Source organism: Bacillus mojavensis (assembly GCF_012648005.1).
In the GTDB taxonomy this organism is placed as follows: Bacteria; Bacillota; Bacilli; order Bacillales; family Bacillaceae; genus Bacillus; species Bacillus mojavensis.
Map to the genome: position 1 here is coordinate 549,625 of NZ_CP051464.1, position 17,581 is coordinate 567,205.

The 17,581-nt window shown below is 33.1% G+C and carries 15 protein-coding genes and 3 pseudogenes; 11 read left to right on the forward strand and 7 right to left on the reverse strand.

The genetic code is table 11. The features are described from left to right. The first annotated feature begins 4 nt into the window (after positions 1-4). The 3 genes from HC660_RS02880 (at position 5) to HC660_RS02890 (ending at position 2,324) form a co-directional block, all read left to right on the forward strand. On the forward strand, positions 5-511 hold the full coding sequence (locus tag HC660_RS02880; RefSeq protein WP_168747009.1) for a YddI family membrane protein: 507 nt from the start codon (positions 5-7) through the stop codon (positions 509-511). 62 nt (positions 512-573) lie between these two features. Continuing rightward, positions 574-960: a cystatin-like fold lipoprotein gene (locus tag HC660_RS02885; RefSeq protein WP_168747010.1), complete on the forward strand. Its 387-nt coding sequence runs from the start codon at positions 574-576 to the stop codon at positions 958-960. Between the two features lie 218 nt (positions 961-1,178). After that, complete coding sequence (locus HC660_RS02890; protein WP_168747011.1) at positions 1,179-2,324, forward strand: response regulator aspartate phosphatase; 1,146 nt, start codon at positions 1,179-1,181, stop codon at positions 2,322-2,324. Between the two features lie 158 nt (positions 2,325-2,482). Here HC660_RS02890 and HC660_RS02895 read toward each other — a convergent pair whose 3' ends face one another. Genes HC660_RS02895 through HC660_RS02905 form a run of 3 tightly spaced genes read right to left on the reverse strand, consistent with a single transcriptional unit; the run spans position 2,483 to position 6,693 of the window. Next, entirely contained in the window at positions 2,483-3,574 is a 1,092-nt protein-coding gene (locus tag HC660_RS02895) for a DNA cytosine methyltransferase (RefSeq protein WP_168747012.1), read from the reverse strand. A 54-nt stretch (positions 3,575-3,628) separates the two neighbouring features. Beyond that, positions 3,629-4,963, reverse strand: a complete 1,335-nt coding sequence (locus HC660_RS02900) for an LlaJI family restriction endonuclease (protein ID WP_168747013.1) — start codon at positions 4,961-4,963, stop codon at positions 3,629-3,631. Then, positions 4,963-6,693: an AAA family ATPase gene (locus HC660_RS02905; protein ID WP_168747014.1), complete on the reverse strand. Its 1,731-nt coding sequence runs from the start codon at positions 6,691-6,693 to the stop codon at positions 4,963-4,965. Before HC660_RS02905 ends, HC660_RS02900 begins: the two co-directional genes overlap by 1 nt. 238 nt (positions 6,694-6,931) lie before the next feature. Here HC660_RS02905 and HC660_RS02915 point away from each other — a divergent pair, with 238 nt between their 5' ends. Continuing rightward, positions 6,932-7,585, forward strand: a complete 654-nt coding sequence (locus tag HC660_RS02915; protein ID WP_168747016.1) for a GntR family transcriptional regulator — start codon at positions 6,932-6,934, stop codon at positions 7,583-7,585. A 333-nt stretch (positions 7,586-7,918) separates the two neighbouring features. On the opposite strand, the gene HC660_RS02920 is transcribed toward HC660_RS02915, so the two are convergent. Beyond that, positions 7,919-8,428, reverse strand: coding sequence for a hypothetical protein (locus tag HC660_RS02920; protein WP_168747017.1), 510 nt, complete (start codon positions 8,426-8,428; stop codon positions 7,919-7,921). A gap of 10 nt (positions 8,429-8,438) precedes the next feature. Beyond that, a complete protein-coding gene (locus tag HC660_RS02925; protein WP_168747018.1) occupies positions 8,439-10,160 on the reverse strand; it encodes a ribonuclease YeeF family protein in 1,722 nt (573 codons plus the stop codon). 472 nt (positions 10,161-10,632) lie between these two features. On the opposite strand from HC660_RS02925, the pseudogene HC660_RS02930 reads away from it, so the two are divergent. The 3 genes and pseudogenes from HC660_RS02930 to HC660_RS02935 all read left to right on the forward strand — a co-directional run. Further along, positions 10,633-10,865 (forward strand): annotated as a pseudogene (locus HC660_RS02930) (lysozyme family protein); the annotation flags it as partial. Continuing rightward, positions 10,851-10,940: pseudogene (locus HC660_RS21315) on the forward strand (hypothetical protein); the annotation flags it as partial. The pseudogenes HC660_RS02930 and HC660_RS21315, both read left to right, overlap by 15 nt. A 183-nt stretch (positions 10,941-11,123) precedes the next feature. Further along, positions 11,124-11,648 carry an NAD(P)H-dependent oxidoreductase gene (locus HC660_RS02935; RefSeq protein WP_168747019.1) on the forward strand — a complete coding sequence of 175 codons (525 nt, stop codon included), beginning with the start codon at positions 11,124-11,126 and terminating at the stop codon, positions 11,646-11,648. A gap of 695 nt (positions 11,649-12,343) precedes the next feature. Here HC660_RS02935 and HC660_RS02940 read toward each other — a convergent pair. Further along, positions 12,344-13,345, reverse strand: a complete 1,002-nt coding sequence (locus HC660_RS02940) for an LLM class flavin-dependent oxidoreductase (protein WP_168747020.1) — start codon at positions 13,343-13,345, stop codon at positions 12,344-12,346. A gap of 264 nt (positions 13,346-13,609) precedes the next feature. On the opposite strand from HC660_RS02940, the gene lrpA reads away from it, so the two are divergent. The 4 genes and pseudogenes from lrpA to HC660_RS21320 all read left to right on the forward strand — a co-directional run. Beyond that, entirely contained in the window at positions 13,610-14,020 is a 411-nt protein-coding gene (gene lrpA / locus HC660_RS02945) for a transcriptional regulator LrpA (RefSeq protein WP_168747021.1), read from the forward strand. 353 nt (positions 14,021-14,373) lie between these two features. Then, a complete protein-coding gene (locus HC660_RS02950; RefSeq protein ID WP_168747022.1) occupies positions 14,374-15,138 on the forward strand; it encodes an MBL fold metallo-hydrolase in 765 nt (254 codons plus the stop codon). A 222-nt stretch (positions 15,139-15,360) separates the two neighbouring features. Then, positions 15,361-16,671 (forward strand): MFS transporter, encoded by a 1,311-nt coding sequence (locus HC660_RS02955; protein ID WP_168747023.1) that lies wholly within the window; start codon positions 15,361-15,363, stop codon positions 16,669-16,671. Between the two features lie 65 nt (positions 16,672-16,736). Further along, positions 16,737-16,819 (forward strand): annotated as a pseudogene (locus HC660_RS21320) (phosphatase RapI inhibitor PhrI); the annotation flags it as partial. Between the two features lie 150 nt (positions 16,820-16,969). On the opposite strand, the gene HC660_RS02960 reads toward HC660_RS21320, so the two are convergent. Beyond that, on the reverse strand, positions 16,970-17,293 hold the full coding sequence (locus tag HC660_RS02960; RefSeq protein WP_168747024.1) for a YfzA family protein: 324 nt from the start codon (positions 17,291-17,293) through the stop codon (positions 16,970-16,972). Between the last annotated feature and the right edge of the window lie 288 nt (positions 17,294-17,581).

Below are 17,581 nucleotides of genomic sequence, written 5' to 3' on the forward strand. Positions count from 1 at the left end.
AAACATGAAAACACATATTGCATGGGCTTTGTCTTGTTTGTTATTAATATTACTGACGGGATTTTTCACGAATGGACAGCAAACGTATAAGATTGAAAAGTTAAAGGATAAGAATGAAGTTTTGACAGAAAAAATTAAGGAATTGAACCATATAGAATCAACAAGTAGCGCTTCGGAAAACAAGGCATTTTTTGAAGCGTTTTTTAATTACTCGGACATAGATAAGCGATATGAGACAGTTAAGAAGCATACAACTGGAAAAGGATTTGACTATGCATTCCCTTCTCGTTCTGATCAAAAGCACACAGTCAGTGTGCAAAGTGAATTACTTTCTTTAGAGAGTTATTCAAAACCCTTAGATCAATCCCATGAATTGTTTTTGAACATTGTAGAAATCTCAACGACTGCAAATTCAGTTACTACGAATCAAGTGTTGATTGTTCAAACGACTATGAAAAAAGATAAAGATGGTTGGTTAGTCGATAATGTGCAGGTTAAGGGAAATGGATAAAAAGTGGAAAAGATTAAATTGTTTGTTTATACTAAATATTGAAAAAGGAGGGAATATTTATTTTGAAAAACCTTTTTATTTTCCTTAGTTTGATGATGATGTTCGTTTTAACTGCATGTGGTGGCAATAAGTATGATGATGCGATTAATGAAGTTATTGAATTAGACAAAAAAAGCGCAAAAGAATCGGGCGCTGATACGAGTATATATACAAGAGAAAATGCTTTAATACGTGTGTATGATGGGGGAAAGTATATTCAGGTTGCTTTTTATCTTCCAGAAGATCATTCCCGTGAACTTTCACCATATGATTACTTTGAAAAACTAGGTGATAAATATGAAGAAATGGATAGCATGCCTGGAAACGGAGAGAATGATAGATTGGGTTTGTCAAAGAAAACACCAGACTATGAAGAAGCAAAAGGTGAAGAGACAAAGTTAGAGGAGTAGACACACTGTGTTTATTCCTCTTTTTTTGTGTGTTGAAAGTTTGGGTGCGTGGTTGGCGTCAAGTCGCAAAAATACTGCTATAACCGCAAAAAAACCGCAAAAAAGTAGATAAAATGTACCTTTTTGCAATTCATCTTTGTAAAATAAAGGATGTTCTGACATAATACAATTATTGTAAATATTCTTATAATTCAAATAAAGATGGGGGAATTATACAAGTGGAGCCGGTTTTCTTGCTGAAGGGGAAGATTCCATATGATCTTGTTACTAAAAAATTAAATGCTTGGTATACAGCGATCAAAAACGATCGTGTGGAACAAGCGGAAAATATTAAACAAGAAGTAGAAATGGAACTAAAAAGTATGGAAGAAAATCAAGATGCTTTGTTGTATTATCAGTTATTAGAATTTAGACATGAAATAATGTTGAGTTATATGGAATCAAAAAGAATTGACAATCTGACAAGTACTTATGAAACAATTAAGGAGATAGAAGAGCAAGGGCAATTAACAGGTATGCTTGAATATTATTTCTATTTTTTTAAGGGGATGTATGAGTTCAGGAGAAAAGAGTTAACAACAGCGATCAGTGCTTACAGAGTAGCTGAAACTAAGTTATCAGAGGTAGAGGATGAGATAGAGAAAGCTGAATTTTTCTTTAAGGTGTCGTATGTTTACTATTATATGAAGCAAACTTACTTCTCAATGAATTATGCAAATCGAGCACTTAACATATTTAAAGATTATGATGAATATGCTGTTCAAACAATTCGGTGTCAGTTTATTGTTGCAGGCAATTATATTGATTCGATGGAATTTGAAAAGGCCCTCAATGTCTTTTTTAATTCACTTGACGTTGCAAAAAGCATAAATAGTGATCATCTAATTGGGATGTCGCATATAAATATTGGCATCTGTTTTGATGAGTTAAAGCAATATGAAGATGCAGCGACTCATTTAGAAATATCCTTGAAATTCCTTGAAAAGAAAAATAATTCATTTTTACCAAAGGCTTTGTTTATTTTGACACATGTGAAGGCAAAACAGAACGATTTAAAAGCATCTTTAACATATTTTAAAAAAGGTCGATTCTATTCAAAAATAAATAAAGATCTTGAATATGATGCAAAATTTAAAATCTTAGAAGGACTTTACTTTTCTAATGGTGAATATCAACTCATAGAAGATGCATTTGCATATCTTAAATCGAAAAAGATGTTTGCTGATGTTGAAAATTATGCAATTGATGTGGGTGATTTTTTTCATGAACGAGGAAAATTATTACTGTCTAATGAATATTATCGTATGAGTATTGAAGCAAGACGTAAAATCAAAAAAGGAGAGATTAAACATGAAAATTTGTAGGTTTCTGTTAGTAATGGTTGTATTCAGTAGCGTTTTTACTTTTACTCATCTACATGAAGAAGGAGGACAGATGAAAATTTCATCAGACAGAGTTGCTGCATAAAAGAATAAGAATTAAAGAGCAAACTAGAGTGTTTGCTCTTTAATTTGTCTGATCATTAAACTGAGAACAATTTAAGTTGTTCATATCCGTTTCTTGCTTGTTCAAGTTTTTTAGGATCAATACTATGAAGCAAGTTTATTAATGTCTCCCCTATTATTTTACCTAATTTAGGAGGCACAGCGTTACCTATAACCTTATATTTAGAAGCTAAAGAAGTTCCTACAAATATAAAATTATCAGGGAAAGATTGTATTCGAGCGACTTCTCTTACAGAATATCGTCTATTTTCTATTGGATGAATTATGCCACAATTCTCAGGAGTAGCTGCTGCAGTAATTGTCCCGTTTATTTCGTCCCTAGCAAATCTTCTATAAAAGTTAGGGGCTCTATATTTTTTCATATCTTCTCTTATTTTTTTTAATCGAGGTGGTAAATGGTCAAAGGGTATGTCTTTCCATGAACCACCCTCTTTAATGAAGGGAATTAATTTCTTAGACTGAGGGGACAATTCCCAAATTTCATCTTGATTAGGTAGACCAGCAATATTTTTCAGAACATTTCCGACCGTCAGATCTGGATCATTGAGACTATGAGTAGGTTCTGGAAATTCATAATCAACTCCTAAATCCTTTCTTATTCCTATAAAGATTACTCGATAACGTTGTTGAGGTACTCCATAGTCGCTTGCTTTAAGAAGTTTATAAGTTATGTTGTAACCAGGTTCTATATCTTTTAGAGTTTCAACAATGGAATCTATCAATAAAGAACCATCTAAATTTTTAGTCGATAAGAGACCACGAACATTTTCGAATAAAACAATTAGAGGTTTCTTAGCTTCAATAACCCTAATAGCTTCCTCAAAAAGAGTGCCTCGTTCGTCTGAAACACCCTTTCTGGAACCTGCTGACGAAAAAGGTTGACAAGGAAAACCTGCAGCTACGAGATCGCATTCAGGTATTTCATCGGTACTTATTTTGGTAATATCTTTTTGAATGACTACAGAATTCATATTATATTTATAAGTATCAACTGCTGTTTTATCTATGTCATTAGCCCATACAACGTTAAATCCTGCTTGCTCTAACCCAAGATCTAATCCACCACATCCACTAAAAAGAGAGACAACTTTTAGCTTTTTATTTAACAAAAAACCAACTCCAAGTGAATATATAATAAAAATTCTATGAATCTAAGCTATTCCTTAATTATTATTCAATAGAGTCATCATACCATCCTCTAACTCAGAATAATCATTCAGCGAAAAGCTATTCTTATTTAGAAACATATTATATACCTTCTCATCTGAAAGGTAAACAAGGAAGATTGGCTCCTTACTGATAAAATCCAGTTTAACATGTCCAAAAACTTTTAATGGAAGAGGACCAATTTCATTTGAGGGGAACAAGAAAATATTTCTCATTACTTTATGTTTTGTTTCTTGTTTAAATGCTAATTCATACAAAAGTTGTTTTGATACATCGTTTACTGAAGGATTATTTATTAGGCTATTCTTAGTAAATTTAATATCATAGTACTTCGCATCTAATATCCAAAAGTAATCCTGTTTATTTAATTTGAATGTAGTAATTATGTCTGGTATAAAAGATTCCTTTTTTATTTCAAAAGGAGAGCCAAGCTCCTGCCAAGTTGGAGAAGGAATCCTGTCTATAAACTTATCAATACAGTTATTAAAGGCATGGGCACAAACTTTTTCCCACACGTGAGCAAAGCTTTTAATTCCAAACAAATTAATACGTTCATCAGGCCCTTCGAAGAAAAAGTCTATTATGGCTAATATTGCCTTTAATAAATGAATTTTGTGATCGACAAATGTTTGATTGAGTTCTTTATTTATTACATGCCTAATAAAGCCTTCAGAACCTAGTATACTTAGAGAATAAGGAGGATTAATTATTAACTTATTAACTCCTAATAATTCCCCGAAATAATGATATGAAAAGCTAATAGCCCATTTATGCAGTTCAATTATTAGGTTAGAGTCATCATTGAACTTATGCAATGTGTATTTATTGAAATAGTGTGGTGTACCGTTAGAAAATATTGGTTCAATCTCATTAACTGTTCTGTTCCACAAGATCTCCCCATTTCCATTTAAGTTAATGTTATTTTTATTTTTTTGGTAAAGACCAAATTTTAAGTAATCATCAATAATAAATTTTGCTACACTAAAGATGTTATTTGATTGCGTATAAGTAGTATCTTCAATGAAATCAAAGTCTTTATCAGTTACTTTGTTATATTTACCGTATCTTTCCATTACTTTCAGAATTACTTTCATTTTATTAAAGAGGTAATTTTCATTTGTTGCATACTCTTTAAGATACTTTGGTACAATGAAAATTAGTTTATCTTTATAAATCAAAAAGCCCACAAATTGAAACTTTATGATATTTTTGCTTTCATCTTCAATACATATCTTTTTTGTTTTTAATAATCCTAAATAGTGGTTGTCGAATATTGACCTTAAAAAATGAATCCCGTAAAATTGCTGTTCCACCAAAAATATATTTTTCATCATTGCTCACTACTTAACTCTTCTTCAGGGAAAGTGAAAATATTGTACCCGTTGTCATAGTCTTCTATAATATCGGAGAAGTTCTTCTTTAGGAACAATTTGTCATAGTTGTATCTTAGAACATCATCTCGTAAATATAATAATAATTTATTTTTAAAAGAATCTGGATCTGTGAGTTCGTTTGGCTTTAAAAAGAAAGGACCTATTAACTTATCTTCTGGCACAAAATCTTTAATACGATCGTTAATTGTTTTTCTGAATTTATTCCAAGGAACTTTTTGATCCTTAATAAAAGATAGGTATATATCATAGTCATCCATTGCCTCTTCATTTTTATTTAAGGGTAAGTATTCGAAAGACCATCTTCTCTTAAAAGCTGTATCCATAGGGATAACTCCTTGGTCTGAACTATTCATTGTAGCCCAAATGAATAAATTAGATGGTATTTTAATTTTGGTCTCATAAATACCTTGGCTTCTTAAAAAATTCATTATATCGGCATTAAAAGTAATTCCATACTCACTCTCCGCATTTTTATTACGATCTAATAATTGAAAAGTATCGCCAAAAACACTGGCAGTATTTGCACGGTTTATTTCTTCAATAATTATAATAAAACTGCTATCTGGGTATTTATATGACTTCACAAGAGTCTCTAAAAAAGGACCAGGAACAAATTGATAGTCGATGATGGGTTCAAGACTCTCTTGTAAAACTTCCGTTTTGTCAGCTTTATAAATCTCGTTATTAGTTTTTTTATAGAGAGGTACTGGTTTATATGTTCCAATAAATTGACTATAGGTATAATCAGGATGGAATGTTATTCTGGATAATAGCTCTTCATGTTTAAAAAGTTCTATTACTTCTTCATTTAAGGAGTAACTTTTCCCAGTCCCAGGTGCGCCATAAACAATTTTATTTCGTGGTATATCCAATTGAATCTTGACTGCTGGATATATATTTTGTTTAGATGAATTTACATCGGTGTATGGTTTTTTCTCCTCGTTTTCAATGTTTTTGAATAAATCTGTATCAAGTTTATCAATACTCCATTTTTCAGTACCAATAAAAGAGGGTTCCATTTTATCTGGGAACGCTGCGTTTTCTAATAAAAATTCAGAAAGATCCTCAGTGAATATTTCTTTTAACTCTTTTTCTACCCATGGTTTCATGGACATATCTTTTTCTAATCTTAAGTCTCTCAATAAAAATATAATTAAAGGTAATGTATTTTGGCCGCATTTTCTGAAATCTATGTATGTTAATAAATTGTTTTGCCAATCCTTATGTTTAGATATGGTGTTTTTACTTCCATTATACTCAACCCCTAATTTTAATATTGGACTATTTTTAGGGCGAGTTGGATAATCAAATGTTTCAGCTGAGGTAGAGGCTCTATAAACTTGTGTGGATAAAAAATTCTTTCCGGTTTTAATGAAAATTGAATTCTTTGAATCTTCTATGTTTAATACCCCTAAGTGGTTTGCCTGAACTTCTTCATTAGTTTTAGTATCGACTGCTAATATCTCTTTAACTGCGTTTTGAAACTCTTTTCTTAAATCTGAATTAGATGATACATCAATTGTATCGACACTATATTTTTTTTGTAATTTATCTTGTGCTAGGAAATAAACAAGTGAAGACGTTCTTTCTAAATTAGTTTTTCCTGTTTCCTTTACCGTATTTAATAGCTTGTAATAATGACTGAACCCTTTTGATGTGAAATACAAATCATTAACCTCCAGAATATTTTTGATTCAATAATATTATATTAATTACATATATTACATTAAATATAAAGCATTATATGGTTATCAGCAAGATTAAAAAGAAATGATTAATTCAGTCAAAGTGAAAGTAAGAGAATAAAGTGATATTTGTTTTATATAATATAGAAGAACAAAAAATCTTTTGATCAATTTGTGATAAAATGCAATTGAAAGTTATACAATAGAGGATGAGATAAACATGATTGAAAGACCTAGGCCATTTTATGAACAGGCTTATCATGCCATAAAAAGAATGATTTTCGAAGGGAAATTAAAACCAGGAGAACAGATTGCTGAAGCAAAGCTGGCTAATGAACTTGGTGTTAGTAAGGGGCCTTTAAGAGAAGCAATCAGAGTTTTAGAAAAAGAGGGACTTATGATTGTAAATCCTAGGCTGATGGTATATAAACCAACGATTAAAGATGTAGAAGAGATTTATTTTTGTCGGATAGCACTTGAATCCTCTGCTGCAGGGGAAATTGCAAATACTGCTTCTGGTGAAGAATTAAAATTAATAGAGGATATATTGAAAAACACAGAGGTTGCTTTGAAAGCATTAGATCATTCTAAAGTTATTTCATTAAATGAAAAATTTCATGAGTTAATTGTACAATTAACTCATAATAATAAACTTTATAAAATGATAAGTGATTTGAACAATGTGATTCATTTTTATAGAGTTTTGAGCTATGAAGGAAAAACCAGAGCTGAAAACATTTTAAAACAACATCAACAAGTGTTTCATTTTATTAAAGAAGGAGATGAAGAACAGGCATCTAAAGCAATGGCAAAACATCTGCGAAGTGATCTTGAGCATCTAATTAATATTATGAAAAAAAATAATTTTTCTTAGAAAATGTCCATCTTATATATAATTCAGCTTTAGTTAGGAGCTGATTTTTACAAACTTTTTTAAAAACATAACAAACAATACCAAGTTCTGATTAGTAAATAAGGTATTGTTTGTTATTAAATTTGTAATAAACCTCAGACTAAAGGATAAGGGAAAGACCATTGTCCCGAACGGGCCTCCTAAACCATAATCAGTTATTATTTATAAATTTATGGAAGGGCTACTCTATGATCCTCTTCTATTTCTTTAATTTGTTTATCAGAGACGCCTCCAGTATATTCTCATCAAAGAATTTTTCCACTCTAGAGTTATTCACATTCAGCCTCACATCCATTAAATTTTGGTTTGTAATTCATCGATCTTATTAAGTTCATACTCATAATCACAGGTTTCTTGTAAAACAAAGTTCATAGTTTCAAAGAAACTCTTTGCATTCTTTAAGAGTGTTTCAAAAAAATCAAGTTTCGGTAGTAATACTTTTTGTTGTTGGCCTATTTCAAATAACAACATATCATTCGATATTGATTTCATTTTCAATAGAAGGGGTTGATCTGGAAAATAAGTTTCGCTTTCTCCTGTTTCAATAGCTTCTTCAATTAGATTTAAAAAATAAGCCCACAATTGGTCAACCAAGTCCCACATAGTGACATCGAGCAAATCTTGTTCACCATATTTTAAAATAATCGCCCCAGATAAATAGTAAGAGTCTAACTGTGGTTTTATGTTCTTTAGTCCCTCTATATTGCTAAGTGGAACAAAGTAATCGTCAATATTATTTTTTAAGATTGAAAGATCGTTTATCTTCTTATTTGGCCTAAGAATTAGTGATTGAATATAAAACATTTTACCTCTCCTATTTTTCCGGATAGAATTGTCCTACTCTTCCTTTTTGAAAGCCAACAACATATTTTTGACCCTCATATGTTCCTCTAATTTGATAACTAAATTTAGTTCCTTTTTGCGTTAACTCTTCACGGTTTTGTTTCATAATTGATTCTATCGCATCTGCAACATCGTTAACAGTCATCTCTTTATTGAGAAAAGATTGTTGAGATTTAATTGAACCATCCCATACATCAGGATGATGGCGTTCTAAAATATGCTTCATTCCTCGTTTGTCTATGAGGAATGATTGTCCTCCGAAAATGTATTTTCTGCTTTGAAAAGTTTTTAATTCGTTCACAACTTCATGTGGCTTAGCTTTCTTTAATCCTTGTACAGTAGATGAGGTCTTGAATATTTCAAGTGCAGAGCTTTTATAATTCTCTCCATCAATCACGTTGAAAGGAAAAGTCCCTGAACCACCAGCCATTGCATACTGTTGTTCAAAAACATTTGGTATTTTAACGTATTCAATACCTTTTTTTATTCCTGCTTTTGAAACTTCGAGCGTCTTAATTGCAGTAACTTTTGAACCGGCTTTTGCAACTTTGGATACTTTATCAATACCCTTTGAACCAACTAATGCAAGGACAACCGTACTGCCTACATAGGAAACCCATTTTGCTCTGCTATAGGTATCTCCATTAATCATATCACGTTGAAATGTGTCTTCTATGTCTTTTGCTATGATCTTATATGTATTGATTGGATGTAAGGCTGCGTTCACAGTTCCCGAAAGCGTTTCAATAGGGTGTCTTGCAAGTTGATAGAGACCCATCACTGTATCTTTACCGGCTTCATACATTCCCATTGCAATACCTTTTCCAATTTCAGCTTTTTGTTGGAGTTCTTCGAGTTGGCGGAAATAAACTTGCTGCTCAGGTTCCAAATTCTCGTATCCTATTTTCTTCGCAATTTTTAAATACTCGTCTGGATCTGTTACCTTTACAAGCTGTTTTTTCAAATCTTTTATTTCGTGTTTTTTAGCTTCTTCTTTTTTGATCTTCAAATAAGCTTCAGATTGCTTCTCGATATCGCTTTTTTTCTTATGTATATCGCTCTCACGATATGCCTTGGCATTATAGTGAAGGGGTGTAGCGTTCTTGCACTTACCTGTTGATTCCTGTAACTTTTGAAAGTCTGCTTTAATGAATTGTTCGTTAGGTTCAGTTATTGCATATTCAGTTTTTAAGTTTTCGTCCACATCGCCTATTTTATCAACAGTCTTTTTCCGTTTGTTTTCGGCAGAAGAGAGCTCATCCTTAAAAGTCTCTGTTGAAAATAAATCAAGTGGAAGAATGTCATCGATATCATTCAGAATATCTTTCATTGCTTTCTTCTGCTCAGACATAATTGATTTTGATTTTTTATATGCGTTTGCTAATTCATGTTCCAAGAAGGATTCTTCGATATATGCATCAGATAAGCTGGCATCTTCTAGAACACCGGAGATACTATTAAGGAAAGCGATCTTCATTTCAATTAAATCAATCCATTGATCGGTGACACCCACATGATCGTGATAAAATGCTTTGATATTGTTTGCTCCCTTGCCAGAGAACTCACTGTCATCAAGATCAGCAACAGCTTTAAATGCTTTTCTTAGCTTAATCATTTGATTTTTCAAGTCTTTATAATCTTTTGCTCGTTTTTCAGCTTCAGATAACAAAGACTTAGCTTCAAATATCTTCATTGTCCAATCCTTTCAGTGATTTTATATCTAAATATTACCATGGAATGGATGTGAAAGTTTTAAAAATTGTTGTTTAAGAAGAAGTAACGAGTGTTAAAACATTTGATCCTAGTGAGATTGGAGAAGTGGGGGAGTATAGGGTTTTTTTTGCTCACCAAATATTAACCATAATTCATACAAACCTATAGAAATGAAGTAAAGTGAAGTTAGATAGTGTAATGAAAATAAGCTTTCATAACCAATAATACGGATTTACTATGTTGAGGGCCTAGTGGGTGAATAACCCGTGGAGGTTCAAGTCCTCTCGGCCGCATCCCAATCATACCAAGGGTTTTAGACCTTTGGTATTTTTTGTTTATTTTTAAATGATCTACTGGTGTCTCTACAATGATGATGGTTTATTTGTTTATACTGAAATAATTTATTATTCACCGCATGCAATAGTGGTTATAACCATTTCACTAAAGCAGGAGGCGGCGGAGATGGCGAATATGAAACGGTTGGCATTGCACCGGGAAGTGGAAAGAATTTAGGGCTGTATTTGAAAAATACGTCCGTCAGAAAGGTGTTTTTGACCAAGTGAATATTATTATGGCGCTCACCATGCAGGAAAGTGGTGGGCGTTCTTTAGATAATATGCAAAGTTCTGAGAGTATTGGCTTACCTCCTAATTCCATAACTGACCCAGAATACTCGATTGAAGTCACTGATTATCTTCATGAACAAGGAAATTTAATGCTCTCTAATGAATATTATCGTATGAGTATTGAAGCAAGACGAGATTATTTTGTTATATCGGATTTTTACAAAACAATGTCTTAAGTTATCATTGATTTGGGTGCCCAATTAGTGCCCTGAATTCATGAAAATGATAAAATAAGTGTAAATAAAGTGGCTATTTAAAATTAGAATCAATTCATTATCGTAAAATAACTAATCGGCGAAGAAAGGATGATCAGTCAAATGAAAACATTAGTTATCGTTATACATCCTAATTTGGAAACGTCTGTTGTCAACAAAACCTGGATGAATCGTTTAAAGAAAGAGAATGACATTACGGTTCATGACCTGTACGGTGAATACCCTAATTTTATCATTGATGTAGAAAAAGAGCAGCAGCTCCTGTTAGATCATGAGCGTATCGTTTTTCAGTTCCCAATGTATTGGTACAGCAGTCCCGCGTTACTCAAACAATGGGAAGATGATGTGTTAACACATGGCTGGGCTTTTGGAACTGGAGGAACGAAATTGCATGGAAAAGAACTACTTTTAGCTATCTCCCTAGGCGCACAGGAAACTGATTATCAAGCAGGCGGAGACTATAATATTACGATCAGCGAGCTTATCAGACCGTTTCAAGTCACTGCTAACTATATAGGAATGCGTTTTCTTCCTGCGTTTACACAATATGGGACACTTCACCTTTCAAAAGAAGATGTTAAGAACAGTGCGGAGAAATTGGTTGACTATCTTAAAGCTGAGCATTGATCCGGTATTCGCGAGGGAAGCTGAAACAAATGAAGTGTTGTGAAAATAAGGGTTTGTGATAGATTTTAATCAAACTTTATTTCAAAGTTACATCGAATACTGAATGCAGGGGGGCATAGAGCGAGGGCTTAACATTAATGACAGCAGGGCAATGAGTACATATTTCTTATGATATGTAGAGTTCCTTGGTCTCTAATAGGTGCCCAATTTGTGCCCAGAATTCATGAAAAATGATGAAAATAAGTATAAATAAAATAAACGGGATGCTTTGAATAAAAGCCTTTGTAACCCATGATATGTTTTTACTATGTTGAGGGCCTAGTGGGTGAATAACTCGTGGAGATTCAAGTCCTCTCGGCCGCATCCCAATAATACCAAGGGTTTAACCACCTTTGGTATTATTTTTTTATGCGGAAAATACGGCTATGGATGAAGACTTACTCACCAACTCACCAGTACTTAAAGAGTAAGACATCCAAACGGTGGCAGTTTCCTACTATTTATTAGGAAAAAGATGTCCGTAAATATTCATTGTAAAAGAAACGGAACTATGTCCTAATCGTTCAAAAAAATAAAGGGTGGTACATACTATACATGACTAACATGCATTGACCATTTCCTTCTTTTTCAGCACCCGATTGTTGAAAAACATAAGCTAATACAACTGACTCGACTTCTAAAGTTTGCTCCATTCTTTATTCAAACAACTCATCCACAACATGTTTTAAAATCTCGTAAGACTGAATTTCCTTGCTCAATTCGTAAATGTTAGACAACACAATTAATTCATCTGCTTGATACATCTGTTGGAAATCAATTAGTTCGCGACGAATTGTTTCTGGATCACCCATGATTGTATACCCCAGTCGACGATGGAGAATTTCTAATTCAAACTGTGATAACGATTCTAGGAAGTTTTCAGTGGGTGGAATAAGCTTACTTAAATTATTTGTATAAATATCAATATACACCTGCAAATGACTGGCAGAAATAAAAGATGCCTCTTCCATAGATTCTGCTGCAATCACATTAATACAAGCGATCACATAAGGCTCTTGTAAATAAGAAGACGGTTGGAAATGTTCTCGATAAATAGCGAGCGCTTCTTCCATCGCATGAGGTGAAAATTGAGCGCCAAATGCATAGGGTAAACCAAGCTTTGCAGCAATTTCCGCTGAATCCGTTGAGGATCCTAATACAAAAACAGGCACATGCGTTCCAATACCCGGATAAGCGCGAACCTCTCCCTGCACACTCTTATCCCCAACAAAACGCAAAATATCATTTACTTCTCTTTCAAAGAAAAACACGCCATTATGGTTGGAACGACGAATCACATCGGCCGTTTTTTGATCTGTTCCCGGTGCGCGTCCTAATGCCAAATCTACACGATTTGGATATAATGTTTCAAGTGTTCCAAATTGCTCCGCTACAACTAATGGGGAATGATTTGGCAACATAATGCCTCCTGAACCTACGCGGATGTCCTTTGTATTTGCTAATATATGTTGTACAATTGATACGGTTGCTGCACTTGCATAAGCGTCGTGATTATGGTGCTCTGCAAACCAAATCCGTTTATAGCCCATATGATCTACAGCTTTAGCTAATGACACTGCAGAATCAATCCCTTGTTTCATTGTTTCTCCTTGTCTTAATGGAGCAACTGATAAAACAGATATATCAAATTTCTTCATAATTTCACCTCTAATTATAATGAACTTATACAAAATCAATGGAAAAAACCATTTTAAATAAATGTCTCATATTAAATGGTGTACATTCCTCTTTTGATTTGTACGCAAATAAATATATACTTTCTCAATCGATCAATACATAGGGAAAATAAAGTGATTTCACAATATCACTTTATTTTTAAAGTTTTAAGCAAACATAAACAAATTGTACAGCGAACAAACTATGTAAAATACATCTTATTTTTTCAGAAAGGATACAAGAAAATGATTGATGAAATAGATAAAAAAATACTTGATGAATTGTCTAAAAATAGTCGCATTACAATGAAAAAATTAGGGGAAAAAGTACATCTCACTGCACCAGCAGCCGCATCAAGAGTAGTAAAGTTATTAGACAATGACATAATAAAAGGATGCAGTATTGAAGTGAATCAAGTGAAATTAGGCTTCTCTGTACATGCTTTTCTTAATATTTATATCGAAAAAATCCATCATCAACCCTATTTAGCCTTTATAGAAACACAAGGTAACTTTGTAATAAACAATTATAAAGTTAGTGGAGACGGTTGCTATTTGCTTGAATGTAAATTTCCTTCAAACGAGGTATTAGATCAATTTTTAAATGACTTAAACAAACATGCAAACTATAAAGTGTCGATTGTTATTGGTAAATAGTTACCTTTATAAAACGGAGATGTGTGGTCATATAACATGATATATATCTGCTCTAAAAAAGCCCTAGTTTGGATATGATACTTACCAAGCTAGGGCTTTTTTTATACATATGGAACTGCAGCTGCTGGCTATGTTAAGTGTACTCTCTCCCTGATCTTCATTGTAATTTGGCTATTATGACTTACTTTCACTACAATTTTTTATCTGTTTGATCTAGTTGAACGTTAATTCCTTTCGAAAATAAAGTCAAAGAGTTAAAACACTTTTTTTTATCTATGTATTTGAACACTGCTGATAGTATACACTTAACTCTGTCGAAGTAAGACAAATAAAAAAGAAAGTGAGTTGTAAATATGAATATTACACAAATTCGAAATGCAACAATTGTTGTAAATTACGCAAATAAAAAATTTTTAATAGATCCTATGTTAGCAGAGAAAGGTACGTACGCTACTTTTCCTGAAACGATCAGGCAAGATTTATTTAATCCTTTGGTGAGTTTGCCAACATCAATTGATAACATTCTGGATGGCGTAGATGCAGTAATTGTTACTCATCTACACCTAGATCACTTTGATGATGTGGCAAAAAACGTATTGCCAAAAAACATCAAAATGTTTGTTCAAAATGAAGCAGATGCAAAAGAAGTAAAAGCAAGTGGTTTCAAAAATGTAGAAGTACTGCAACAAGACACTGTTTTTGAAGGGATCCAATTAGTAAAAACAAAAGGTGAACATGGCAGAGGAGAAGAGTTATTAAACTTAATGGGTGAAGTTTGTGGAATAGTATTCAAGCACCCAAGTGAAAAAGTTTTATATGTAGCTGGGGATACAGTTTGGTATGATGCTATCGAAGACGAGATTCATACACATCAACCAGAAATCATTGTGGTTAATGGGGGAGACAATCAAAGATTTGATTTAGGTTCACTCATCATGGGTAAAGAAGACATCTATGAAGTTCACAAGGCTGCTCCTCATGCTAAGATTATATCTGTTCATATGGAAGCTGTTAACCATTGGACACTATCTAGAGAAGAATTAAAAAACTTTAGTAAAGAAAAAGGATTCTCAAGAAATATTTTAGTACCAGAAGATGGCGAGTCTTACACATTTTAGTATAAACACCGAAAAATAATATTGTCTTGTTCATATTTAAAAATAAGAAATAGAAGAAGCTCATAATTATAAAAAATAATCATGAGCTTCTTCTCATAATGAATATAATTAAATTTTAGATATACCGAAAATTAAAAAAAACGGAATAACAAAAATGGAATGTTCCAATGATGACAAAAAAACTTGAAAGCAACAAAGATTTGTCGTTAGGAGGTAGAATTCATGGTAATGACAAAAAAAGATACAAATATATCAACACAGCAGCCTGTTTGGTTACAAGGTTATATTGATTCACCAGAAAAACAAAACCAACTTTATAAAAAAACGTTAAAAATCTTGATTTTTTCACAAATATTTGGGGGAGCAGGACTTGGTGCTGGGATAACAGTTGGGGCGCTTCTTGCACAAGATATGATAGGATCGGAAAATGTAGCAGGAATTCCAACTGCCCTCTTTACTTTTGGATCTGCCGTAGCTGCCCTACTTATAGGAGCATCCTCACAACGTTATGGCCGTAGAGCTGGACTTGCAGGTGGTTTCCTTATAGGTGGATTAGGTGCTATAGGTGTTATAATTGCGGCTTTAATCAACAGCGTTGCCCTATTATTTGTTTCCCTTCTTATTTATGGAGCAGGTATGGCTTCTAATCTTCAAGTTCGGTATGCTGGGACAGACCTTGCAAATGAGAAACAACGGGCAACTGCTGCAAGCATGGCCTTGGTTTCTACTACTTTAGGAGCTGTAGTAGGCCCTAACTTAGTTAATACAATGGGAAAATTTGCAGAATCAATTGGTGTTCCCAATTTAGCTGGTCCGTTTATCATGTCAGGAGCAGCTTTTATAATTGCTGGAGTTATTCTCTTCATTTTTCTTCGTCCAGATCCGTTGTTAGTATCTACAGCTATTGCGAATGCTGAGAAAAAAGACGATAAAGTACAAATAGGAGGAAGTCTAGAAAATCCTCCCTTAAATAAAAAAGGAATAATGGTAGGAGCTGTCATTATGATTTTAGCTCAACTTATCATGACAGCTATTATGACAATGACACCAGTTCACATGGGTCATCACGGTCATGGTTTAAGCGAAGTGGGATTAGTGATAGGGCTCCATATTGCAGCGATGTATCTTCCTTCACCATTGACTGGTTTATTAGTAGATAAGTTTGGTCGCCCTACTATGGCTATTGCTTCAGGTGCTACACTGCTTGCCGCTGGATTGGTGGCAGCTATTGCACCGGCAGACTCATTATCATTACTAATCCTAGCACTAGTATTACTAGGGGTAGGTTGGAACTTTGGTTTACTAACGGGAACTGCCCTCATTATAGATTCAACACATCCATCTCTACGTGCAAAAACACAAGGAACATTCGATGTTTTAGTAGCACTATCAGGAGCAGCAGGTGGAGCCTTGTCAGGAATGGTTGTTGCACATTCTAGTTATACAATACTATCAATTTCTGGAGCCGTTTTGTCATTGTTACTTGTTCCTGTAGTTATTTGGTATTTTAAAGGGAATCAGATAAAAGCATAAGCTTTTTGAAAAAAGGAAGTAATATTTATTTTGAAGTACCTTTTTATTTTCGATGCTCAAGTTGAGCAGCAGAGATTTTAAGTAGCGTATTTTCAATAACCTATTTGCAAAGGAACATAAAACTGAGATCAAAGTGGCTGCCAGATAGGGTAAGGGGCATAGGTTACTAAATAATTAAAAAAAGCTTAATCTTTTTGATTAAGCTTTTTTTAAAAGTTCTGTTAAAGTTTAATGTTGATTTACAGTCTAAGTAAAACTCTTCTCAAACTTTATTCATTTTAATAAACCATATTTATTTTTAATCACGGTTATTAGAGCTATTACTATAGTGTCTAGGCGAAAATACGTTTTTTAATGCACTTATTATTCCAGGCACAAGAAAGAAGGCACCAAAAAAGACAGTAAGTAAATTTAATTGTGGTGTTTCATAAAAAGTAAACCATTCTATAAAAATTGACGATTCCGTAATTCTCCCAAATAGTGTTCCATCAATCTCTCTATAGTTAGGTAACCATCCTGTTGTTTCAAATGCAATAAAAATGATCTGTGACAATAAAAACACACCAATTTGAGAAACCCAATATTTTTTCAAAAATGGAACACTTTTTTGCTTTTCAGCCAACTAATATCCCTCCCTGCATTAGATACCATTTTATATTGATATACGGAAAATCAAAGAACAAGTTTCAAAATTTAACATATTTTTCTATTGTTTATTTTCTTATTGAACTCAACTGCATGTTTAGTTTAATAACAAATGCGGTGTCGTCTGCAGAGCTTTATTCGAAACCAGTAGCGGTTATTACAGCTTCATGTGATGGGGAAAATGCGCATTAAGCATTACAACTCAATCTAAGTATGTTAAATGTGAATGTATTCAATGGTGGAGCGTTATTAATTTCACGAGCAA